The following is a 22,497-nucleotide window of genomic DNA, read 5'->3' as shown; positions in this document are numbered from 1 at the left end:
TTTCGTCAATTCTTCGCCGATTAGCCCCCCGCCCGGGTGAACGTTTTCATCCACAGCCCACGAGTTATCCACAGGCAATCGAATGCCGGATGACGAAATCCGGATCTCCCCCCACCGTGATGACCGGCGGCGGTCGCCGGGCAGGGCTCACCCCTTCCTCCCTCAGAGGCCTGTCGGGCGGCCGCCCGCCGGAATCGTCCGACGTGCGCCGCCGGCCTGGTGGCAGGCGGCGCAGAGGGGAGCATCCATGTCGACGCCGATCGCCGACCACATCACCGCCGAGGGCCCCGCGGTCGCCGGGCCGCTCATCGTCACCGAGGACGAGGGCCTGGCCGAGCACCTGCTGCGGGTCTGCGCGGCGGCGGGCACCGAGCCGAGGCTGGTCCGGGGCGCCCCGCCGACGCGGGCCCTCTGGGAAGGGGCCTCGCTGGTCCTGGTCGGGGACGACCAGGCCGTCCGCTGCTCCGCGTTGGGGCGGCGCGGCGGGGTGCTGCTGCTCGGGTTGGACCTGGATGACCCCGGGGTGTGGGTCAGGGCCGTCCAACTCGGGGCCGAACACGTGCTGTTCCTGCCCGACGCCGAGGCCTGGCTGCTCGACCGGATCGCCGACGCGGCCGAAGGCGTCGGCTGCCCGGCGGTCACCGTCGCGGTGCTCGGCGGCTCGGGCGGGGCCGGTGCCTCGACCCTGGCCTGCGCGCTGGCGGTCACGGCCGCGCGGGCGGGCCGGCGGACGATGCTGCTGGACGGCGATCCGCTGGGCGGGGGCCTCGACATCCTGCTCGGCGGCGAGCGGGTCAGCGGGCTGCGCTGGCCCGATCTGGCGGGCTCCCGCGGCCGGGTCAGCGGGGCCGAGCTGGCCCGGGCGCTGCCGGTGCTCAAGCGACTCTCCTCGCTGTCCTGCCTGTCCTGGGACCGCGGCGACACCCTGACGGTGCTGCCGGAGGCCATGCGCAGCGTGCTGGCCGCCTCCAGGCGGCGCGGCGGGCTGGTGGTTGTCGACGTGCCCCGACACCTCGACGCGGCCGCGGGGCAGGCGCTGGAGCAGTCCGACCTGGCGCTCCTGGTGGTGTCGGCCGAGCTGCGCGCGGTGGCCGCCGCCGACCGCGTCGCCGCGGCGGCCCGGATGCGGCTCGGGGACGTCCGGGCCGTGGTGCGGCCGGTGCGGGCCGGCGGGCTGCCGGCCCGGCAGATCGTCCGAGGGCTGCGGTTGCCGCTGGCGGGGGAGCTGGAGCCGGAACCGGGCCTGGCCCAGGACGTCGTGAAGGGCGTTCCGCCCGGAATCCGGGAGAGCGGCCCGCTCGCGCGCTTCTGCGCGAGCTTCCTGAACGAGGTGCTGCCGCCGGTGCCGGCGGTCGGGGGAGGCGTGTACTGATGGTCCGTCTGCGTGGAACGGTCCTCCGGGGCGGCTCGCCCGGCCAGGATGGCGGTGCACGGGAGCACCGGCCGCTGCGGAGCGTGCCGCTGCCCGGCGTGCCGCCGGAGCCCGGGCACGGGCCCTGCCCGTACGGCCGGACGGCCCGCGAGCAGCGGACGGCGGCCCTGGTGGACGCGGTCCGGCTGCGACTGGCCGAGTCGGGGGCCGCCCCGACGGCGGGCTCGGTCGCGGCCGCGCTGCGGGCCACCCGCCCGCCGCTTGGCGGGGACGAGGTCCTGGACACCGTGCGCTCGCTGCGCGCCGAGCTGGTGGGTGCGGGCCCGCTGGAGCGGCTGTTGGCGGCGCCCGACGTCACGGACGTCCTGGTGAACGGCCCGGAGGAGGTGTGGGTCGACCGTGGCGGCGGCCTGCAGCGAGCCACCGGTGTCCGCTTCGCCGACGCCGAGGCGGTGCGGCGGCTGGCCCACCGGCTGGCCACCGCGGCCGGCCGGCGGTTGGACGACGCCCGCCCCTGGGTGGACGCCCGGCTGCCGGACGGCACCAGGCTGCACGCGGTGCTGCCGCCGATCGCGGCCGGCTGCACGCACATCTCGCTGCGGGTCTGCCGCTCCCGGCCGTTCACGCTCGACGAGTTGGTGGCGGGCGGATCGCTTCCACCGGAGGGCGCGGAGCTGCTCGCGGGCATCGTGCGGGCCCGGCTGTCACTGCTGGTGTCCGGCGGGACGGGCTCGGGGAAGACCACGCTCCTGTCAGCCCTGCTCGGCCTGGTCGGGCCGGACGAGCGGATCGTGGTCGCCGAGGACTCCGCCGAGCTGCGACCGGCGCATCCGCACGTGGTCCGGCTCCAGGGCCGGCCGCCCAACCAGGAGGGGTTGGGCGAGTTCACCCTGCGCGACCTCGTCCGCCAGGCGCTGCGGATGCGCCCGGACCGGCTGGTGATCGGCGAGGTCCGCGGGCCCGAGGTGTCGGACCTGCTGGCCGCGCTGAACACCGGGCACGAGGGCGGCTGCGGCACGGTCCACGCCAACACGGCGGCGGACGTGCCGGTCCGACTGGAGGCCCTGGGCGCGCTCGCCGGTCTCGACCGCGCGGCGCTGCACAGCCAACTGCGGGCCGCGCTCGACGTGGTGGTGCACCTGGTTCGCGATCCGGGTTCGGGGCAGCGCCGGGTGGCGGAGATCCACACCTTGGCCGGGGCGGGGGACGGTTCGGCCGTGACCACACCCGCCGTGGCCTTCCCCGCGGCCGGTGGCATGCGTCCCGGCGCGGGCTGGGCGCGGCTGGTCGGACTGCTGGCGGCGCGCGGGGTGTCGCTCAGACCGGGGCGGCCGTGATCGCGGTGGCGAGGGCGGTCGGCGCGGACGTGCGGGTGGTGGAACTCGCCTTTGCCCTGCTGCTGGGCGGGTGCGCCGTGGGCGCCCTGGTGCTGCTCGGCGGCCGGGGCCGGAAGGGCTGGAGGCAACGGAGGTGATCGACATGACGCAGGGTCAGGTGGCGCTGTGCTGGACGGTGGTGCTGTGCCTGGTGGCCGCCGCCGCGTGGTGGGCGGTGCAGGAGCGGTTGCCGGGCGGGCGACGCTCCAGGCTGGTGTTGGCGGGCAGCGGGCCTCCGGTGCGGTGGCCGGGCCCGGAGGTCCTGGAGTGGGGTCAGGGGCAGAGGCGGATTCGGGGTCGGAACCGGGGCCGGTTGCCGGGGTTCCTGGTGCCCGAACTCCTGATCCTGCCGCTGGGGTTGGTTGCCGGGAAGGTCACCGCATCGGCGGTGCCGGCGCTCGCGGCGGTCCTGGCCGTCCTGCCGCTGCGAAGCTGGCGGCTACGGCGGCGCCTGGCGGTGGAGGCCGGGCACCGGGCCGCGGCCGTGGTGGACCTCTGTGCGGGCCTGGCAGGGGAGTTGCGTGGCGGGGCGACGCCGGAGCAGGCGCTGCACCTGGTCACCGCGCGGCTCGCCGCCGCCCCGGAGGCGCTGCGCAGGCTCGGCGAGGAGCCGGTGGCCCGGTTGGCGGCGGGCCGGTACGGCGGGGACGTGCCCGCCGCGCTGCACCTGCTGGCCGAACTGCCGGGCGGGCGTGGGGCCGCGGCCATCGCGGCCTGCTGGCGGGTGGCCGCGGACAGCGGGTCAGGGCTGGCCGCCGCCCTGGACCGGGTCGCGGAGGCGCTGCGCGGCGAGCGGGCACTCGCGGAGGAGATCGCCGGGGAACTGGCCGGGCCGCGTGCGACGATCGCCGTCCTGGCCGCCTTGCCGGGCGTCGGACTGTTCCTCGGCGCCGCGCTCGGGGCGCGCCCGCTGGAGGTCCTGTTGCACACCCCGTCCGGGCTGGGCTGTCTCGCGGCGGGGGCGGTCCTGGAGGGGCTGGGTGTGCTCTGGACGGCACGCATCGTCCGGGCTGCGGCCCGAGGCGCGCTGGAGGAGCCCCCGGAGCGGGGCGGGCGGCGTCGACTCGCCGACCGTGTCGCACCGGCTCCGCGGGCGGGCGAGCGGCACTGCGGGCTGTCCCGGGTGCGCGCACGAGTGCTCGGGGCGGGGGCGGGGTGATCCGGGGCATCGAGTGGGCGACAGTCGTCCTCCTGGCGGGTGCGGCTGTCCTGGGGTGGGTGTGGGCGCGTGGCCGGGTGAGGCGCCGAGGGGTGTTCACCCGGGCCCGCGAGCGCCAGGAGGCTCGGAACCGAACCAGGCTGACGGCCTTGGGGGTTGGGCGTCGACGGCAGGTGGTGGCGGCGGTCGTCGTCGGGCTCGCGGCGGCGGCACTGCTCGGTGGCGGCACCGGGCCGGCCGTCGGGGTGTTGCTGGCAGTGGGCGTCCACCGGTGGTCGGCTCGGGCGCCGTCGACGGGCGACCGCAAGGCGGCCCGCGAGGAGGAGCTTCTGACGAGGCAACTCCCCCTGGGTGCCGAGCTGTTGGCCGCCTGTCTCGGCTCGGCGGCGCTGCCCTCGGAAGCCGTGTCGGCGGTGGGCCGGAGCGTGGGGGCCCCACTGGGACCCCGGCTGGTGGCGATCGGGGCCGAACTGGCCCTGGGCGCCCCGCCGGAGCTGTGCTGGCATCGACTGGGAGAGCAGCACCCGTCGCTGGCGCCGCTGGCCCGTTGCCTGGAGCGCAGCAGCCTCGGCGGTGTCCCCGCCGCCGGCCCACTGATCGGGCTGGCCCAGGGGCAGCGCACGGCGGCCGCCCGGGCGGCCCACGCCCGGGTCCGTCGGGCCGCGGTGCTCGCCACCGCGCCGCTGGGGCTCTGCTTCCTCCCGGCCTTCGTGCTGATCGGTGTGGTGCCGGTGGTCGTCGGCCTCACCAGCCGCTTCGCCCAGGCGATGTGAACAAGAGCCGGGCGCGGGACAGCAGCAGACGACGACCGACAGCAACAGACAGCAATGGACATCGAGCGACAGGAGAGTTTCATGACCGCAGTGATCGCGACCGGGCCCGGTGCAGGGCGCCCGCTTCGCCCGTCGGCCGACACGTGGCGGCGGAGGAGGCGGCGGGTGGCCTGCCGGGTGCGCAGGGTGGCCCGGCTCCGGGGCCGGTCGGACGCCGGGATGACCACGGCCGAGTACGCCGTCGGGACGCTGGCCGCGTGCGCCCTCGCGGCCGTGCTGTACAAGGTGGTGACCGGCGAGGCCATCACGAGTGCGCTGACCGACATGCTGGTACGGGCGCTCCATGCGGCCTAGGGCCGGGAACCCTTGGGGCGCGGTTGGCGTCGGCCGTCAACTTCCGTTGGCCCGCCGGGCGATGGGCGGCCCCGCCGCCGCCGTGCGTGGCAGGCACCTCGACCCCGCCCCGCCCGCGCTCCGGACGGGTGGCGGGGGCCCGCACACAGGCCGGGGCCGGGCGGGGGAGCGCGGCGTCCGCCGGTCGTGGTCGCTGCGCCCGACGCGGCGCGGCGACGCGGGCTTCGTGACGGCGGAGACGGCGGTGGCACTGCCGGCACTCGTCCTGCTCGCGGCGATGCTGATCTGGGGCGTGCTCGCGGCGGCCGCACAGATCCGCTGCGTGGACGCCGCCCGGGTCGGTGCCAGGGCGGCCGCGCGCGGGGAGGCGGACGCCGCCGAACTCGCCCGCGCGGCGGCCCCACCGGGCGCACAGGTCCGGGTGGCCGTGGCGGCCGACACGGTCAGGGTCGACGTGGAGGCGCCGTGCGCGGGGCCGGGCAGGCTGGGCGAGTTGTTGGCCGTCCGGCTCGGTGCGGCGGCCGTGGCGGCGCGGGAGGACGTCCTGGTGGCGGCCACGGAGGGCGGTGGTGGTCCATGGCCGTCCTGACCGGGCTGCGGGAGACGGCGGAGCGGGTGCTGCGCACCCGTGTGGCCCGAGCGGCGGCGCTGGGCGGACGAGGGCCGGACGCCGGCTCGGCGACGGTCTGGCTGCTCGCCCTGGCGATGTCGGGCACGGCGGTGTTCGCCGGGACACTCGCGGTCGGCTCGGTGGTCGCCGCTCGGCACCGGGCCGAGTCGGCGGCCGACCTCGCGGCCCTCGCCGCGGCGGACCGGCTGCTGCTGGACCAGGACGGCGGCTGCGGCCGGGCCGCCGGGATCGCCGCCGCACAGGGCGCCGGGCTGGTGTCCTGCGCGGTCGACCGGTCGGCGGACGCCGTCGAGGTGGTGGCCGAGGCGGAGGTCCGTGGGCTCCCGGCCCGAGTGCCGGTCGGCCCGGCCCGGGCGAGGGCCCGAGCCGGGCCGGTACGGGCTCCGGTCACCGGCCCAGAGGACGCCCCGGGCGACGGGCCGGGCGGAGCCCCGGCCGGGGCCCCAGCCGGGGCTCCGAGCGCAGCGGCGGCGGCCTCATGAGCCGGTCCGCGCTCCACCGTCCGGTCCCGAGGGCGCCTCCGGCTGGTCCGTCGCGGGCTCCCGCCCGCCGGCCGGCTCCGGTCCGTCGTCCGGTGCCTCGGCTGCTCCGGGGGCTCCGGCCAGCAGGACGTCCAGGAGCCGGACGGCGGCGGCCTTGTCCAGCGGGTCGTTCCCGTTGCCGCACTTGGGCGACTGGACGCAGGACGGGCAGCCGCGCTCGCACTCGCAGGAGGCGATCGCCGTCCGGGTGGCCGTCAGCCACTCGACGGCCCGCTGGAAGCCGCGTTCGGCGAAGCCGGCCCCGCCCGGATGGCCGTCGTAGACGAACACGGTCGGCAGCCCGGTGTCCGGGTGCAGCGGGACGGAGACGCCGCCGATGTCCCACCGGTCACAGGTGGCGAACAGCGGCAGCAGGCCGATCGAGGCGTGCTCGGCGGCGTGGGCGGCGCCGGGCAGTTGGTCGGGCGGGATGTCCGCGTCGAGCAGCTGGTCCTCGGTGACGGTCCACCAGACCGCGCGGGTGCGCAGCGTGCGGGGCGGCAGATCGAGCTTGGTCTCGCCCATGATCTCCCCGGTGGAGATCCGCTTGCGGAGGTAGCCGACCACCTGGTTGACCACCTCCACCGAGCCGAAACAGAGCCGGCCCTCGCCCCAGTCCACGGTGGTGTCGGTGTCGAGGACGGAGACGGAGGTGATGTCGCGGGCGGCCGTGGTGTACGGAGGGTCGGCCGGTTCGACCAGCGCCACGGAGTTCCCCAGGTCGAACTCCCTGACCAGGTACGTGCGGCCCTGGTGCAGGTGGACGGCTCCGGTGTGGACGGTGGTGTGGGCGGCCGCGGCGTCCACCGTGCCGAGCAGCCGGCCGGTGTCGGCCTCGACGATCTGCACCGGGCTGCCGCCGCTGCCCCGCAGGTCCACCGCGTCGGCCGCGCGCTCGCGGCGGGTCCAGTACCAGGAGCCGTCGCCGCGCCGGCGCAGCAGGCCGCGCCGCTCCAGAACCGGCAGCAGCGGCTCGGCGGAAGGCCCGAAGAGCTCCAGGTCGTCCTCGGTGAGCGGGAGTTCGGCGGCGGCCGCGCACAGGTGCGGGGCGAGCACGTGCGGGTTGTCGGGGTCGAGCACGGTGGCCTCGACGGGGGCCGCGAACAGCGCCTCCGGGTGGTGCACCAGGTAGGTGTCCAGCGGGTCGTCCCGGGCGATCAGGACGGCGAGCGCGCCCTGGGCCTCCCGGCCCGCCCGGCCCGCCTGCTGCCAGAGCGAGGCCCGGGTGCCGGGGTAGCCGGCCATCAGGACGGCGTCGAGACCGGAGATGTCGACGCCGAGTTCGAGAGCGGAGGTGGAGGCGAGGCCGAGCAGTCGGCCGGTGTGCAAGTCGCGCTCCAGGGCCCGGCGTTCGTCGGCGAGGTAGCCGCCGCGATAGGCGGCCACCCGCCCGGCGAGCGGACGGCCGAGCTGGTCCTGGGCCTGGAGCGCGACGAGTTCGGCGGCCCGCCGGGAGCGCACGAAGACGACGGTGCGGGTCTCCCGCTCGACCAGGTCGGTCAGCAGGTGCGCGGCTTCGGCGGTCGCGGTGCGGCGCACGGGCGCGCCGTGCTCGCCGACGTTCTCGGTCAGCGGCGGTTCCCAGAGGCCGAAGACCATCGGCCCGCGCGGCGAGGCGTCCTCGGTGACGGCCTCGGCGGGCAGGCCGGTCAGCCGCCGGGCGGTCGCGGCCGGGTCGGCGGTGGTGGCGGAGGCCAGCAGGAAGGTGGGTGACGAACCGTAACGGGCGCAGATGCGGCGCAGCCGCCGCAGCACCTGGGCGACGTGTGAGCCGAACACGCCCCGGTAGCTGTGGCACTCGTCGACGACCACGTAGCGCAACGCCTTGAGGAAGGAGGACCAGCGGGCGTGGCCGGGCAGGATGCCCCGGTGCAGCATGTCCGGGTTGGTGAGCACGTAGGAGGCGTACTGGCGGACCCACTCGCGCTCCTCGGGCGGGGTGTCGCCGTCGTACAGGGCGGCGCGGACCCTCGGCGGGGCGAGTTCGGCGGCCCGGCGGCGCTGGTCGGCGGCGAGCGCCTTGGTCGGGGCCAGGTAGAGCGCGGTGGCGCCGCGGCCGTTGCGGGCCTCGGTGCCGTCCAGCAGGTCGCTGAGCAACGGGGCCAGGTAACCCAGCGACTTGCCCGAGGCGGTACCTGTGGCGATCACCACAGTCTGGTCGCTTTTGGCCAGGTTCATCGCTTCTGCCTGGTGCGCCCACGGCTGTTCCACCCCGACGGCGCGCGCCGCGGCCACCACCTCCGGACGGATCGAGTCGGGCCACGGTGAATAACGTGCGGGCCGGGCGGGAAGGTGCTCCGTATGGGTGAGCCGGTCGGACCGCCCCCGGCTGGTGGCCAGGGTCGTGAGCAGTGCCTCGGGCGGGCTGTGTCGGGGCGGCATGAGGACCCAGTGTGTCACCGGCGTGACGGAGAATCGTCGTAAGCCATCGTGCGGGCATGGTCGCAGGTGGTTGAATGTGGCCGTGACGGCCGTATGGCCGTGGGTCGCAGCGCTGAGGCTTGCCACGCGTTGGCTGGGCGCGCCCGGGCTCGCGACCATGCGGTGGCGGCCGTCCGGCCGAGGATCGCACATGACGTAGCAAGGCAAGGTGCTGGAGGTTCCGTGGACCTGTCCCTGTCGACCCGTTCAGTCGGCGATCGTACGGTCGTCGAGGTTGGCGGCGAGATCGATGTGTACACCGCCCCGAAGCTGCGGGAGCAGCTGGTCGAGCTCGTCAACGACGGCAAGTACCACCTCGTCGTCGACATGGAGGGCGTTGACTTCCTCGACTCGACCGGCCTCGGTGTGCTGGTGGGCGGTCTGAAGCGGGTGCGCGCTCACGAGGGCTCGCTGCGCCTCGTCTGCAACCAGGAGCGCATCCTGAAGATCTTCCGCATCACCGGCCTCACCAAGGTCTTCCCGATCCACACGTCGGTGGACGACGCGGTCCAGGCGACCGACTGACGCGGCCGGGCCGGCCCGTGCGGCCGGCCCAGCTCGTTACCTCGCGTCCGGGTGTCCGGGCCCGTGTGGCCCGGCGTCCCCCGGGCGCCCCTGGGTCGGTTCCGCCGGCCCGCAGGGGCCGGATCTCCGGCCCCGGTCGGAGCACCCCGAGGGGGAGAGATGGCAACCGTCGAACTTCGATTCAGCGCGCTTCCCGAGCACGTGCGGACGGCCAGGCTGGTCGCCGCGGCCGTCGCCAGACGGGCCGGGGTCGACGAGTCGGTGCTCGACGAGGTGCGGCTCGCGGTCGGTGAGGCCTGCTCCCGTGCGGTCGGGCTGCACCAGCGCGGAGGCATCGGTGGCGCGGTCCGGGTCGCGCTGATCGATCAGGAGAAGCGTTTCCTCATCGAGGTCGAGGACGAGGCCGGCCCCGCCGCCGTCCCGGCCTCCGGCGACGCCGAGGGCGGCGAGCCGGACGAGGACACCCTGGGCCTCGCGGTGATCACCGGCCTGGTCGAGGACCTGGAGGTCACCAACGGCACGGACGGTGGCCTGATCCGGATGAGCTGGCCGGTTTCGGTCGCTTCCGTCGCTGTCTGAGGCGCCTTTCCCGAGTTCGGCGTTTCACGTTTCCGCGTGCCCGTGTTTCCTCGCTCCCTCGTTCCCTCGCCGTGCCGGGGCTGGAGTCCGTTCGCCGGGCACGGGTGACGACTCGGTGATCCCGGCGATTCACCGCTTCCGGCAGGTCCGGTCCCGGTGCTCCGCCCACGCCCGTGGCCACCTCCGGTGCGTTGGACGAGGATGCCCGGGTGCCGCCGCGGACGCGGCTCGGTCGGGGCTCGGCCGACGGGCGGGCAGCGGGGGCAGGGAACCGGGGGACGGACACCGGCCGTGTAGGTTCGACGACCGATGACGACCGAAACCGAAAGGCCTCTCCCGGTGAACAAGCGACTGCTGGCCGTACCCGCCCTCGGCGTGCTGCTCGCGTTCGGCGCCGTCGGCTGCGGCGACGACAACAACAGCAAGCAGCTGGAGTCCTGGGCGTCGACCGTCTGCGGCGCGGCCAAGGACCCGATCGCCCAGGCACAGGCCGCGCTCGCCGACACCGGCCAGGTGAAGACCGGCGAGGCCCCGGCCGACCTCCAGAAGCGACTCTCCACGGACATCGGGCGGTTGGCCAAGACCAACCAGGACATAGCCGCCGCCATCGACGCGGCCGGGGCGCCCAAGGTGCAGGACGGTGCGGCCCTCCAGAAGGACACCGTCGACGAGCTGAAGAAGGCGGCCGACGGCTACGTGGAGGTCCAGAAGAAGCTGGACGCGCTGCCCAACGCCGACCAGGCCAAGTTCGCCGACGGGCTGCGCAGCGTGGCCGACCAGGTGCAGCAGCTGGCCTCGCTCTCCACCCAGGCGCAGAGCAAGCTCCAGCGCGGCGACCTCGGCGCGGCGATGGCCAAGCAGGAGGGCTGCAAGCCGTCCTCGACGACCGCCCCGACCGCTGGTGCCAGCGGCGGCGCGGGTGCCGGCGCGAGTGGCACCCCGGCGCCGGGCGGCGCGGCCACGACCCCGGCGGCCCCCGGTACCCCCGGTGCCACCGACACTCCTGCCGCCCCGGCCGCCACCCCGGCGCCCGGTGCGACCGACAGCGCGAACCCGGCCGCGCCCGGGGCGACCACCGCTCCCGCGGCGCCGCCCGCCACTGGGGCGAACCCCGCGCCCAGCGCGAGCTGAGTCCGGGCGGGCTGGACGATCCGACGCGTCCGTTCCGGCACCGGCCATGCCCGGTGCCGGGTGGCGCGTGTGCCACAGCGGGTGGCGCGGGCCCGTGGCCCGCGCGGAGGTGGTGTCCGTGGTGGGCCACCGCCCCGGAAACGCCGTTTCCGCGGGCCCCGGCGCCCGGTGCGACTGCCGCTCCTGCGATGCCGCCTGCCACTGCGGCGAATCCCGCCTCCCAGTGCGAGCTGAGCCTGGGCGGGGCGGGTTGGACGATCCGCCGCGTCCGCCCCGGGGCCGGGGGCACGTCCGGAGGCGAGCGGTGCGTCGGCGACGGTGGTGGTGCGGGTCGGTGGCCCGCGCGGAGGCGGTGTTCGCGGTGGGGCAGCCCGGAGCCGTCTTCCGCGGGCCCCGGCACCCGGCGCTACTGATGGTGCGAGCCCGGCCGCACCCGGGGCGACCACCGCTCCCGCACCGCCGCCCGCCACTGGGGCGAACCCCGCGCCCAGCGCGAGCTGAGTCCGGGCGGACTGGACGATCCGACGTGCCCGTTCCGGTACCGGGGCCATGTCCGGTGCCGGGCGGCGCGGGCCGGCGCCGTGGGAGGCGCGGTCCCCGAGAGTCGGCAGGCCCGGGGCAGTGGCGGAACGACTTGGTGTGCGCGGTGGGGCGGCGCGTGGGGGCTTTCGGGGGCGCGCGGGGTGGTGCGGGCTTCTGTTGGGTGGGCGCGGGGCGCAGGGGCGGCCGCGGGGTGGGCGGCGGGGGACAATGGCGGGGTGATCAGTAGCCCCGTTCTCGACCCGACCCGCCTCGCCAAGTTCCGTGAGGCGCTGCTCGCCGCCTCGTTCACCGCCGACGGGTGCCTGGACCTGCTCGGGCCCACCGGCTATTCGGCGTTGGCCCGCAGCGAGGCGGTCCCGGCGCTGCGGGCGACCCGTGGGGGCAGCCCGCTGGAGACGCTGGTGCGGCTGTTCCTGCTCCAGCAGCCGGTCCCGTACCGGGCGGCCGCCGCCGCGCTGCCGGTGGAGGACTGCCTGGCGGACGGCTGGCTGCGCTCCGACGGCGATCTGGTGCGCGCCACCGTCGACGTCCGTCCGTACGCCAACGAGGTGGCCGGGATGCCCAGTTCGGACGCCTGGGTGGTTTCCGACCTCGGCTGCGCGGTGGGCGGCGCCGGCGGCATCGGCTCCGGCGAGACCGCGCACGGGGTGGCCCGCAAGGACCTGGTGCTGGGCGTCGGCGGTGCCTCCACCACGCTGGCCAACATCACCGTGCGTCGCCCCGTCCGGGCCGCGCTGGACCTCGGTTCGGGCTCCGGCGTGCAGGCGCTGCACGCGGCCCGGCACGCCGGGACCGTCACCGCGACGGACCTCAACCCGCGTGCGCTGCGCTTCACCGAGCTGACCCTGGCACTGTCCGGCTTCGACAACACCGAGGCGTCCGCCGGAAGCCTCTTCGAGCCGGTCGGGGAGCGGAAGTTCGACCTGATCGTCTCCAACCCGCCGTTCGTCATCTCGCCGGCCGGCCGGTTCACCTACCGCGACGGCGGCATGGCCGGCGACGACCTGTGCCGCAGCCTGGTCCGCTCGGCCGCCGAGCACCTGGAGCCCGGCGGCTACTGCCAGCTGCTCGCCAACTGGCAGCACGTCAAGGGCGAGGACTGGCACGAGCGGCTGGCCGGCTGGGTCGCGGGCACCGGCCTGGACGCCTGGATCGTCCAGCGCGAGGTCCAGGACGTGGCCCAGTACGCCGAGTTGTGGCTGCGCGACGGTGGGGACCACCGCGGCCCCGGCGGCGACTACCAGGCCCGGTACGGCGAGTGGCTGGACGCCTTCGAGGCGGGCCGGGTCGAGGGCATCGGCATGGGCTGGATCACCCTGCGGGCGAGTGGCGCCGAGCGTCCGACCGTACGGGTCGAGGAGTGGCCGCACCCGGTGGAGCAGCCGCTCGGCCCGCACATCGAGGCCTGGTTCGACCGGCAGGACTTCCTCCGCTCGCACGACGACGCGGGCCTGCTCGCGGCCCGCTACGTGCTGGCCGACGAGGTGGTCCAGGAGCAGGTCGGCGCGCCGGGCGCGGAGGATCCGGAGCACGTGATCCTGCGTCACAACCGCGGCATGCGGCGGGCCACCAAGGTGGACACCGTGGGTGCCGGCTTCGTCGGGGTCTGCGACGGGACGCTGTCGGCGGGCGAGATCGTGGACGCCATCGCGCAGCTGCTCGGCGAGGACCGGGTGGTCCTGCGGGACCGGGTGCCGGAGTCGCTGCGTCTGCTGACCGAGCAGGGGTTCATCGACCCGGTCCGCTGATCCCGGGCGCGCTGATCCCGGGGCGTCGAGGCCGGTCCCGTCGAGGTGAGCCCTCGCCGGGGCCGGCCCTGCCGTTGCCAGGCCGGTTCACCCGCCCGTACCCCCTGGTTCGTCCGGTCGCCGCCGAGCGGCTGTCTCCCGTTGGCTCTCCGCTGTGAAGCTCTGTCCACAGGCTGTGGACAGAGTTGGGGAGCCGGGGGCCAGGGGTGGACACGACGACGGCGATGGTGGGCGGGTCGGTGCTCGCCCTCTTCGGTGGCGTGCTGCTGCTCTGGTGCGCCGCCGAAGTGAGCCTGCGCCTGCGGGTGCGCCGCCGGGGGACGCCGACGGTGGCCACCGTGGTCGCCAAGGACGACGTGCACGGCCGGCTGGACAGCGCGCCGCTGCTGTCCTTCTCGGTGCCGCCCTCGGTCGGGGAGCCCGGCGCGTTCGGGATCGCGGGGCTCGTGATCGCCCGTCCGCGCGGTCACACCCCGCTGCGCCGTCCGGACCGTTTCGCGCCCGGCGCCTCGGTGCGGATCTGTTACGACCCGCGGCACCCGAGCCGGGTGGTGCTGGCGGCGGAGGAGGTCGGCCGGGCGGTCGTCGTCGACCTGCTGTGGAGCGTCCTGGGCATGGGCTGCCTGGCGGCGGGCGCCGGGCTCCTGGCCGCGGCCGGCGGCTGAGCCTCCGGCCGCCCCTGAGCACGCCTTCGAGCGAACCCCTGCTCACAGCGCACAACCCCTGTTCACACCCCAGGAGCACATCCGGCCGCTGTGATCCCCGAGCACCACCCCCGAGCACCACCCCCGAGCGCGACCCCGGGTGCCCCGGGTATCCGCGGGCGATTCGCGGGCGAGTGCCCCGTGTCCGTCCGTCGATTTTCCGTTGACAGATCTTGAAATCCGTCATTCCATCCTCCGGAACCTGCCGAAGGCCCCCCTCCGCGGGGCGGGAACCTCCGTCATCGGGTTACCGTTCGAGTGGCGTCGGTGAGCCCGGCAAGTGAAAAAGCGGGATCCGTCCGTTTGACAAGGGTGGCCGGGGTACGGTCACACTCCGCTGGTGGGGGTGTCGTGCCGCGGCAGCCCCGGGACGGTGAGGGGGTCGGGCGGAGCGCAGCCCGTGCTGCCGCGCCGACCAGTCACATAAGGACCGGGAGAGAAGAGCGAAGGTGTCCCCGAGCAGCGAGACCGCGCACGGACAGCGACTCGTCATTGTCGAGTCGCCGGCCAAGGCGAAGACGATCAAGGGCTACCTGGGCCCCGGCTACATCGTCGAGGCGAGCGTCGGGCACATCCGCGACCTCCCCAGCACCGCGGCCGAGGTGCCGGACAAGTACACCGGCGAGGTGCGCCGCCTCGGGGTGGACGTCGACCACGACTTCGCGCCCATCTACGTGGTCAACGCGGACAAGAAGTCCCAGGTCAGCAAGTTGAAGTCGCTGCTCGCGGAGTCCGACGAGCTCTTCCTCGCCACCGATGAGGACCGCGAGGGCGAGGCCATCGCGTGGCACCTCCAGCAGGTGCTGAAGCCCAAGGTGCCGGTGCACCGCATGGTGTTCCACGAGATCACCAAGTCGGCGATCCAGGAGGCCGTGGCCAACCCGCGCGAGCTCAACCAGCGCCTGGTCGACGCCCAGGAGACCCGCCGCATCCTCGACCGGCTGTACGGCTTCGAGGTCTCGCCGGTGCTGTGGAAGAAGGTCATGCCGAAGCTGTCGGCGGGCCGCGTGCAGTCCGTCGCCACCCGTCTGGTGGTCGAGCGCGAGCGCGAGCGGATGGCCTTCCGCACCGCCTCGTACTGGGACCTGGTCGGCACCTTCGGCACCGGCCGCACCCCGGTCGACTCCGCCAACCCGGAGACCTTCGGCGCCCGGCTGGCCGCCGTCGACGGCAAGCGGATCGCCAGCGGTCGCGACTTCGGCCAGGACGGCCGGCTGAAGGCCGCCAGCGCGAACACCCTGCACCTGGACGAGCAGGCGGTCCGTCAGCTGGCCGCCGCCCTGGAGCAGACGGCGTTCGCCGTCCGCAGCGTCGAGTCCAAGCCGTACCGCCGCTCGCCGTACGCGCCGTTCCGCACCACGACGCTCCAGCAGGAGGCCAGCCGCAAGCTGGGCTTCGGCGCCAAGCGGACCATGCAGGTGGCCCAGAAGCTGTACGAGAACGGCTTCATCACCTATATGCGTACCGACTCCACCACGCTGTCGGACACCGCGATCAGCGCTGCCCGGGCCCAGGTCACCCAGCTGTACGGCGCCGACTACCTGCCGGACGCCCCGCGGACCTACGCCAGCAAGGTCAAGAACGCCCAGGAGGCGCACGAGGCCGTCCGCCCGTCCGGCGACCGCTTCCGCACCCCCGCCGAGACCGGTCTGACCGGTGACGACTTCAAGCTGTACGAGCTGATCTGGATGCGCACCGTCGCCTCCCAGATGAAGGACGCGGTCGGCCAGTCCGTCACCGTCCGGGTCGGCGGCACCTCGGCCGACGGCCGGGACGTCGAGTTCTCCGCCTCCGGCAAGATCATCACCTTCCACGGCTTCCTCAAGGCCTACGTCGAGGGCGCCGACGACCCGAACGCCGAGCTCGACGACCGCGAGCGCCGGCTGCCGCAGGTCGCCCAGGGCGACCCGCTGGCCGCCGAGCGGATCACCCCGGAGGGCCACGCCACCAAGCCGCCGGCCCGCTACACCGAGGCCTCGCTGGTCAAGGAGCTGGAGGACCGGGAGATCGGCCGCCCCTCCACCTACGCGTCGATCATCGACACGATCATCCAGCGCCGGTACGTCTTCAAGAAGGGGACGGCGCTCGTCCCGTCCTTCCTGTCCTTCGCCGTGGTCAACCTGCTGGAGAAGCACTTCGGCCGGCTGGTCGACTACGACTTCACCGCCAAGATGGAGGACGACCTCGACCGGATCGCCGCCGGCGAGGCGCAGTCCGTGCCGTGGCTGAAGCGCTTCTACTTCGGCGAGGGCGAGGGCCACGCCACGGGCGGGGCCGCCGAGGCCGGCAACGGTGACGGCGACCACCTGGGCGGCCTGAAGGAACTGGTCACCGACCTCGGCGCGATCGACGCCCGGGAGATCAGCTCGTTCAGGGTCAGCGACGACATCACCCTGCGGGTCGGCCGCTACGGCCCGTACGTCGAGCGCGCCTCGGCCGTCGAGGGCGAGCCCGGTCAGCGCGCCGACATTCCGGACGAGCTGCCGCCGGACGAGCTCACCGTCGAGCTGGCCGAGGAGCTGCTGGCCAAGCCCAGCGGCGACTTCGAGCTCGGTCCGGACCCGGTCAGCGGCAACATGCTGGTCGCCAAGGACGGCCGCTACGGCCCGTACGTGACCGAGATCCTGCCCGAGGGCACGCCGAAGACCGGCAAGAACGCGGTCAAGCCGCGCACCGCCTCGCTGTTCAAGACGATGTCGCTGGACACCGTCACGCTGGAGGACGCGCTGCGGCTGCTCTCGCTGCCGCGGGTGGTCGGCACCGACGCCGAGGGCGCGGAGATCACCGCGCAGAACGGCCGCTACGGCCCGTACCTCAAGCGCGGCACCGACTCCCGGTCGCTCACCAGTGAGGACCAGCTCTTCACGATCACCCTCGACGAGGCGCTGGCGATCTACGCCCAGCCCAAGCAGCGCGGCCGGGCCGCCGCCGCCCCGCCGCTCAAGGAGCTGGGCAACGACCCGGTCAGCGAGCGCCCGGTGGTGGTCAAGGACGGCCGCTTCGGCCCGTACGTGACCGACGGCGAGACCAACGCGACGCTCCGCAAGGACGACGACGTCGAGACCATCACGCCCGAGCGCGGGTACGAGCTGCTCGCCGAGAAGCGGGCGCGCGGACCGGTGAAGAAGGCCGCGAAGAAGGCCCCGGCGAAGAAGGCCGCGGCCAAGAAGACGACCACGGCCAAGACCGCGGCGACCAAGACCGCGGCGGCGAAGAAGACCGCCGCGAAGAAGACCACCGCCACCAAGACGGCGGCGGCGAAGAAGACGGCGGCCAAGAAGACCGCCACCGGCAAGACGGCCGCCAGCAAGACCACGGCCACCGACGAGGGCTGAGCCCAGGTCACGGCAGCCGGGCCCGTGCCCCCGATCCCGGGGGTGCGGGCCCGGGGTCGTCCGGGTCCGTGCGGGGTACGTCACAACCCGGTGATGGGCGGGATCCGGAAGCCCGTTCGTCTCATTCCGGCCAGGCCCCGCCCGCTACGCTGACCGTATGACGAGCGAGGAGCAGCCCACCCCCAGCGCCGCCCCGGCCGCCAGAGCCTGGGCGACCGACCTGCCCGAGGTCGCGCCCGCCGGGACTCCGATGGACCGTGCCCGGGCACTGCTGCGGACACGTGCCTACCGGCGCCTGTGGACCACCCAGCTGATCGGCGGCACCGCCGACCGGCTCGGTCTGCTGGTGCTGCTCGCGCTCACCGTGATCGCCGCCGCCCAGGGCGGCCAGTTCGGCAGCCTGCCGCGCAGCCTCGCCTTCGCCCTCGCCGCGGTCCTCGCCGTCCGGGTGCTGGCCACCGGGCTGGTCGGCGTCGCGTTGCTCGGCCCGGTGCACCGGCTGGTCGCGGGCCGACTGGACCGGCGCTGGACGATGTTCGGCGCCGACGTGCTGTGCGCCCTGCTGATCGGCCTCGCGCCCTGGTGGAGCGTCTGGCTGGGCTCCGCCGCCAAGCCCTCCGGGGCCGCCGCCTACGTCCTGCTCGCCACCGTGTTCGTGACCGGTGCCGCCGAGCGGGTCCGGGGGATCGCCAGGTCCGCCGTCGTCCCGGGCCTGCTGCCGTCCGCCAACCCCCACCTCCCGGTCGCCGAGCAGCGCCCCTCCGCCGCCAACCTGGAGAGCGTCCGGAGCATCGACCGCTTCACCGGCTGGGTGACGGTGCCGCTCGGTGCCGTCGGCCTGGTGGCCTTCACCCTGCTCAACAACATCGGCGCGGCGCTCGGCTCCGACTGGCTCCGGGCCCACCAGCTCACCTTCGCGGCGCTCGGCGCGGCCGGGCTGTTCGCCGCCTCGGCGGTCCGCGGCTACCTCCAGCAGCTGCCCGGCGGCCCGGTGTCCGTCGCGCCGGTCTCCCCGCTGCAGGGCCTGCGCGCCCCGACCGACGCGGCCCCCGGCCCCGCGCTGAGCAAGGGCCGCACCGGCAGCGCCCCGTACTTCACCTTCGCCGTCGCGGCCGGCTACGCCTCGATGGCGGGCGTCGCCGCGCTCGCCCTGCTCACCGCCGCCGAGCACCGCGCCGGGCCGATCGGCTACGGCCTGCTGGTGCTCGCCGCCACCGCGACGCCCGCCCTGGGCGCCCGGCTCACCCGGGCCACGCTGCCCTCGCTGTCCCGCCGCCGACTGCTCGCGCTGGCGCTGCTCACCCAGGGCGTCGCGCTGATCCTGGCCGGGCTGGTGCTCGACTTCGTGCTGGTCCTGCTGCTCACCGTGCTGGCCGGCCTGGCCACCGGGATCGTGGTCTCGGCCGGGCGCACCCTGCTCGCCCAGGAGGTCGAGGAGGCCCGGCTGCCGAAGGTCACCGAGCACCTGTTCGCGGTGCTCCGGGCCGTGGTCGCCGCCGCGCTGGTCGCCGTGCCGCTGATCGCCGCCGCCTACGGGGACGTCGAGTACGGCACCGTCGAGCCCGGCTCCTTCACCTTCATCCACGGCGGCGCGGCCCTGGCCGTCGCCACCGCGGGGCTGCTCACCCTGGTGCTCGCCGCGGTCGTGCTGCTGCGCACCGACGACCGCCGCGGCACCGCGCCGTTCGTCCGGGATCTGGTGGACTCGGTACGCGGACCGGGCGGCCCGGTGCCGCACCGGGGCACGGGCACCGGCTTCTTCATCGCGCTGGAGGGTGGCGACGGCGCCGGCAAGTCCACCCAGGCCCAGGCGCTCGCCGAGTGGATCCGCGGCAAGGGGCACGAGGTCGTGCTCACCCGCGAGCCCGGCGGCAGCCCGGTCGGCCAGCGGCTGCGCGGCCTCGTGCTGGACGTCGGCAACACCGGCCTGTCGCACCGCGCGGAGGCGCTGATCTACGCCGCCGACCGCGCCGAGCACGTCGAGAACGTCATCCGGCCGGCCCTCGCCCGCGGCGCCGTGGTGATCACCGACCGGTACATGGACTCCTCCATCGCCTACCAGGGCGCGGGCCGCGACCTGGCCGCGACCGAGGTCGCCCGGATCTCCCGCTGGGCCACCGGCGGGCTGCTGCCCGACCTGACCGTCGTCCTGGACGTCGACCCGACCCGGGCCCGCGAGCGCTTCACCGAGGCGCTGGACCGCCTGGAGTCCGAGCCCACCGAGTTCCACCAGCGGGTCCGGGCCGGCTTCCTCGCCCTCGCCGCCGCCGACCCGGCGCGCTACCTGGTCGTGGACGGCAGCCAGGCCCCCGGCTTCGTCACCACCGCCATCCGCCACCGGCTCGACCGCGAGCTGCCGCTCTCCGAGCAGGAGAAGGCCGCCCGCGCCGAGCGGGAGCGGCTGGCCAAGGAGGAGGCCGAGCGCCGCGCCGCCGAGGAGGCCCGCAAGAAGGCCGAGGAGGAGGCCGCCGAGCGCAAGCGGCAGGAGGTGCTGGCGCAGCTGCGGGCCGAGCAGGCGGAGCAGGAGCGGCTGGCCAAGGAGGAGGCCGAGCGGGCCGCCGCCGAGGCCCGGCGCAAGGCCGAGGAGGAGGCCCGCCGCCGGGCGGAGGAGGAGGCCGAGCGCCGCGCCGCCGAGGAGGCCGAACGCCGCAAGGCCGAGGAGGCCCGACTGGCCGCGGAGGCCGCCGAGCGCAAGCGGATCGCCGACGAGGCGGCCGCCCAGGCCGAGCTCCAGCGGCAGCGCGAGCTGGCCCGCGAGGAGCAGCGCCGCCGGGCGGAGGAGGCGCTCCAGCGGGCCGAGGAGGCACGGCTGGCGCAGGCCGCCGCGCTGGCGGCCGCGGCCGCGGCGGCGGAGTCGGCGGAGGGCCGGGCCGAGGGGCGGCCGGGTTCGGGGCCGGCTGCGGGTTCGGGTTCGGGTTCGGCTGAGGGTTCGGGACCGGCTGACGGTTCGGGCTCGGGCTCGGGTCTGGGCTCGGCGGCCGGGGAGACGACCACCGAGCTGCGGGCGGTCCGGGACGTCCCGAAGGAGGCTCCGAAGGACTCGGCTGAGCCGTCGGCTCAGGCGCCGTCGGGTGGCGGGCTCGGGGACGAGGCGACGCGTGAGCTGTCGCCGCGGGACCGGCAGGCGGCCGTCCGGGCGGCGGAGGCCGTCGAGGCGCGCAAGGCTGCCGAGGCGCGCCGGGCCGCGGGCGCGGACGCCGGCGCGAGCGCCGGTGCGGTCGACGAGACCGCCAAGCTGCCGGTGGTGCCGGCCTCGGCGGTGGACGAGACGGCCGTGCTGCCCAAGGTCCCGGCGGAGGCCGACCGCACCGCGGTGCTGCCGCGGATCGAGCCGGGGCGTACCGAAGGCCGTCCCGAGAGTCGTACCGACGAGGGCCGTCCCGAGGGCCGGCCGGGGCAGGGGCCGCGGCGCGCGGAGCCGGTGGACAGCACCCGCGAGCTGCCGGTGGTCGGCGCGGAGCAGGCGGCCGAGCCGCAGTCGCAGCAGCAGCCGGGCGCCGATCGGCCGCGGCCGGAGTGGGCCGAGGAGACGCCGCTGGACGACCTGCCGAGCCTCACCGACACCCTGCTCGGCTCGCACGACGAGTGGACGCGCTGGGAGCGCGGCGGCCCCGGCCAGGACGCTCCGTACGGCGGCCCGCAGGGCGGCGCGGAGCGGCCCGAGGGCCGTGGCGACGCCCGGGACAAGGGCGACGCCCGGGACAAGGGCGACGGCAAGGGCAAGGGCCGTCGCTGGGGCCGCCGGGGCTGACCGGACACGCGTGGGCGGCGCCGTCGGGACCGGTTCCCGGCGGCGCCGCCGCGTTCCGGGCGGGCCGCCTCCGGTGGGGTCGCCTCCGGCGGGGCCGCGCTCCGTCGGGCACCGGCCCGGCGTCCGTGAGCCGGTCCCCCCGCCCGGCGTGACCCGGACGGAGCAGTGGGTGTCGGAGCGGAGACGTATGCTCGACGGCGGGGAAGAGGCGCCACGAGCGCTGCCGTACGGAGCTTGGGAGCAGCAGTGGCCGTCTGGGACGACCTGGTGGGCCAGGAGCGGGTGGTCGAGCAGCTGACCGCCGCAGCCCGGGCGGCCGGGGCGACGGTCGAGGTCGGTCGCGGAGCCGCCCCGGTCGAGGGCGCGAACGCCTCCCTGATGACGCACGCCTGGCTGTTCACCGGCCCGCCCGGCGCCGGGCAGGTCACCGCCGCGCGTGCCTTCGCCGCCGCCCTCCAGTGCACCAGCCCCGACCTCGCGCTCGGCGGCACGCCCGGCTGCGGGTTCTGCGACGGCTGCCACACCGTGCTGGCCGGCAGCCACGCCGACGTGAAGTACGTCCGGACGGACGGCCTCTCCATCGGCGTCGGCGACATGCGCGACCTGGTGATGCGTGCCTCCAGCTACCCGACCGGCGGCCGCTGGTCGGTGATCCTGGTGGACGCCGCCCACCGGCTCACCGAGGCCGCCGCGAACGCGCTGCTCAAGGGCGTGGAGGAGCCCTCCCCGCGCACCGTCTGGCTGCTCTGCGCCCCCTCCGTCCAGGACGTGCTGCCGACCATCCGCTCACGCTGCCGCCTGCTGGTGCTGCGCACCCCCGCGGCCGAGGCGGTCGCCGACACCCTCGTCCGCCGGGACGGCGTCGACCCGGAGACCGCCCGCCTCGCCGCGCTCGCCGGGCAGGGCGACATCGAGCGCTCGCGCCGCCTCGCCGTCGACGAGCAGGCCCGGACGCGCCGGGCGGAGGTGCTGCGCATCCCGCTGGAGGTCGGCGACATCGGCGGCTGCCTGGCCGCCGCCCAGCGCCTGGTCGACACCGCCAAGGCCGACGCCGAGGCGCTCGCCGAGACCCAGGACGCCAAGGAGACGGACGACCTCAAGGCCGCGTACGGTGCCGCCGAGGGCAGCAAGGCGCCGCGCGGCATGGCCGGCGCGGTCAAGGAGCTGGAGAAGCGGCAGAAGAGCCGGGCCACCCGCACCCGCCGGGAGACCCTCGGCGTCGCCCTGCTCGACCTGCTCGGCTTCTACCGGGACGTGCTCGCCATCCAGCTCGACTCCACCGGCACGCTCGCCAACGAGGACCAGCGGCAGGCGCTGAACCGGGTGGCCCAGGCGGGGCCGGCGGAGAGCACGCTGCGGCGGATCGAGGCGGTGCTGGCCTGCCGTCAGGCGCTGGACCGCAACGTGGACCCGCTGCTCGCGGTCGAGGCGATGACGGTGGCGCTGCGCGCGGGCTGAGCCCGGGCCGAGCACGGGCCGAGCACGGGCCGAGCACGGGCCGCGGGCCTGGCGCCCGTACGCCTCCCGGAGGCGGTGCGCCGTCCCACCTTCGAGTGAACGAGCGACACTCGCCG

General features: G+C 75.6%; 17 protein-coding genes. 16 read left to right on the top strand and 1 reads right to left on the bottom strand.

Going from position 1 to position 22,497, the window contains the following annotated elements; all coding sequences use genetic code 11:
- Window positions 1-247 precede the first annotated feature (247 nt).
- From ssd to ACIQ87_RS22495, 8 genes are all read left to right on the top strand, one after another.
- Complete coding sequence (gene ssd / locus ACIQ87_RS22530; protein WP_402409477.1) at window positions 248-1,372, top strand: septum site-determining protein Ssd; 1,125 nt, start codon at window positions 248-250, stop codon at window positions 1,370-1,372.
- Complete coding sequence (locus ACIQ87_RS22525; protein ID WP_402409476.1) at window positions 1,372-2,709, top strand: TadA family conjugal transfer-associated ATPase; 1,338 nt, start codon at window positions 1,372-1,374, stop codon at window positions 2,707-2,709. Before ssd ends, ACIQ87_RS22525 begins: the two co-directional genes overlap by 1 nt.
- On the top strand, window positions 2,706-2,846 hold the full coding sequence (locus ACIQ87_RS22520; RefSeq protein ID WP_402409474.1) for a hypothetical protein: 141 nt from the start codon (window positions 2,706-2,708) through the stop codon (window positions 2,844-2,846). Before ACIQ87_RS22525 ends, ACIQ87_RS22520 begins: the two co-directional genes overlap by 4 nt.
- 5 nt (window positions 2,847-2,851) lie before the next feature.
- Window positions 2,852-3,907 carry a type II secretion system F family protein gene (locus ACIQ87_RS22515; RefSeq protein ID WP_402409473.1) on the top strand — a complete coding sequence of 352 codons (1,056 nt, stop codon included), beginning with the start codon at window positions 2,852-2,854 and terminating at the stop codon, window positions 3,905-3,907.
- 149 nt (window positions 3,908-4,056) lie between these two features.
- On the top strand, window positions 4,057-4,680 hold the full coding sequence (locus ACIQ87_RS22510) for a hypothetical protein (protein ID WP_402409472.1): 624 nt from the start codon (window positions 4,057-4,059) through the stop codon (window positions 4,678-4,680).
- A 54-nt stretch (window positions 4,681-4,734) separates the two neighbouring features.
- Window positions 4,735-5,034, top strand: coding sequence for a DUF4244 domain-containing protein (locus ACIQ87_RS22505; RefSeq protein ID WP_402409470.1), 300 nt, complete (start codon window positions 4,735-4,737; stop codon window positions 5,032-5,034).
- A 244-nt stretch (window positions 5,035-5,278) separates the two neighbouring features.
- Window positions 5,279-5,623 carry a TadE family type IV pilus minor pilin gene (locus ACIQ87_RS22500; protein WP_402409468.1) on the top strand — a complete coding sequence of 115 codons (345 nt, stop codon included), beginning with the start codon at window positions 5,279-5,281 and terminating at the stop codon, window positions 5,621-5,623.
- Complete coding sequence (locus tag ACIQ87_RS22495; RefSeq protein ID WP_402409466.1) at window positions 5,611-6,147, top strand: Rv3654c family TadE-like protein; 537 nt, start codon at window positions 5,611-5,613, stop codon at window positions 6,145-6,147. Before ACIQ87_RS22500 ends, ACIQ87_RS22495 begins: the two co-directional genes overlap by 13 nt.
- Here the strand turns inward: ACIQ87_RS22495 and ACIQ87_RS22490 are convergent.
- Window positions 6,142-8,568, bottom strand: a complete 2,427-nt coding sequence (locus tag ACIQ87_RS22490) for a DEAD/DEAH box helicase (protein WP_402409465.1) — start codon at window positions 8,566-8,568, stop codon at window positions 6,142-6,144. The genes ACIQ87_RS22495 and ACIQ87_RS22490 overlap by 6 nt on opposite strands.
- 222 nt (window positions 8,569-8,790) lie before the next feature.
- On the opposite strand from ACIQ87_RS22490, the gene bldG reads away from it, so the two are divergent.
- The 8 genes from bldG to ACIQ87_RS22450 all read left to right on the top strand — a co-directional run bounded on the left by bldG (window position 8,791) and on the right by ACIQ87_RS22450 (window position 22,381).
- Window positions 8,791-9,132 carry an anti-sigma factor antagonist BldG gene (gene bldG / locus ACIQ87_RS22485; RefSeq protein ID WP_316522720.1) on the top strand — a complete coding sequence of 114 codons (342 nt, stop codon included), beginning with the start codon at window positions 8,791-8,793 and terminating at the stop codon, window positions 9,130-9,132.
- A gap of 159 nt (window positions 9,133-9,291) precedes the next feature.
- Window positions 9,292-9,711, top strand: a complete 420-nt coding sequence (locus ACIQ87_RS22480) for an ATP-binding protein (protein WP_402409463.1) — start codon at window positions 9,292-9,294, stop codon at window positions 9,709-9,711.
- 339 nt (window positions 9,712-10,050) lie between these two features.
- Complete coding sequence (locus ACIQ87_RS22475; protein WP_402409461.1) at window positions 10,051-10,842, top strand: hypothetical protein; 792 nt, start codon at window positions 10,051-10,053, stop codon at window positions 10,840-10,842.
- Between the two features lie 758 nt (window positions 10,843-11,600).
- Window positions 11,601-13,133: a methyltransferase gene (locus tag ACIQ87_RS22470; protein ID WP_402409459.1), complete on the top strand. Its 1,533-nt coding sequence runs from the start codon at window positions 11,601-11,603 to the stop codon at window positions 13,131-13,133.
- 206 nt (window positions 13,134-13,339) lie between these two features.
- Window positions 13,340-13,798: a DUF3592 domain-containing protein gene (locus ACIQ87_RS22465; RefSeq protein WP_402409457.1), complete on the top strand. Its 459-nt coding sequence runs from the start codon at window positions 13,340-13,342 to the stop codon at window positions 13,796-13,798.
- Between the two features lie 488 nt (window positions 13,799-14,286).
- On the top strand, window positions 14,287-17,172 hold the full coding sequence (gene topA / locus ACIQ87_RS22460) for a type I DNA topoisomerase (RefSeq protein WP_402409456.1): 2,886 nt from the start codon (window positions 14,287-14,289) through the stop codon (window positions 17,170-17,172).
- Window positions 17,173-17,329: 157 nt separating this feature from the next.
- A complete protein-coding gene (gene tmk, locus ACIQ87_RS22455) occupies window positions 17,330-20,923 on the top strand; it encodes a dTMP kinase (protein ID WP_402409454.1) in 3,594 nt (1,197 codons plus the stop codon).
- Window positions 20,924-21,169: 246 nt separating this feature from the next.
- Complete coding sequence (locus tag ACIQ87_RS22450; protein ID WP_402409588.1) at window positions 21,170-22,381, top strand: DNA polymerase III subunit delta'; 1,212 nt, start codon at window positions 21,170-21,172, stop codon at window positions 22,379-22,381.
- Window positions 22,382-22,497 lie beyond the last annotated feature (116 nt).

The sequence above is a fragment of the Kitasatospora sp. NPDC096204 genome, from assembly GCF_044763205.1.
In the GTDB taxonomy this organism is placed as follows: Bacteria; Actinomycetota; Actinomycetes; order Streptomycetales; family Streptomycetaceae; genus Kitasatospora.
The sequence above is the reverse complement of the archived record's forward strand: the minus strand, read 5'-3'. Positions and strand labels throughout refer to the sequence as shown.

Excerpts from the sequence above, each read along its gene's own strand:
- ssd (WP_402409477.1), top strand. The coding sequence starts at position 248 with ATGTCGACGCCGATCGCCGACCACATCACCGCCGAGGGCCCCGCGGTC.
- ACIQ87_RS22480 (WP_402409463.1), top strand. The coding sequence starts at position 9,292 with ATGGCAACCGTCGAACTTCGATTCAGCGCGCTTCCCGAGCACGTGCGG.
- ACIQ87_RS22525 (WP_402409476.1), top strand. The coding sequence starts at position 1,372 with ATGGTCCGTCTGCGTGGAACGGTCCTCCGGGGCGGCTCGCCCGGCCAG.
- ACIQ87_RS22490 (WP_402409465.1), bottom strand. The coding sequence starts at position 8,568 with ATGCCGCCCCGACACAGCCCGCCCGAGGCACTGCTCACGACCCTGGCC.
- ACIQ87_RS22505 (WP_402409470.1), top strand. The coding sequence starts at position 4,735 with ATGGACATCGAGCGACAGGAGAGTTTCATGACCGCAGTGATCGCGACC.
- tmk (WP_402409454.1), top strand. The coding sequence starts at position 17,330 with ATGACGAGCGAGGAGCAGCCCACCCCCAGCGCCGCCCCGGCCGCCAGA.
- ACIQ87_RS22495 (WP_402409466.1), top strand. The coding sequence starts at position 5,611 with ATGGCCGTCCTGACCGGGCTGCGGGAGACGGCGGAGCGGGTGCTGCGC.
- ACIQ87_RS22515 (WP_402409473.1), top strand. The coding sequence starts at position 2,852 with ATGACGCAGGGTCAGGTGGCGCTGTGCTGGACGGTGGTGCTGTGCCTG.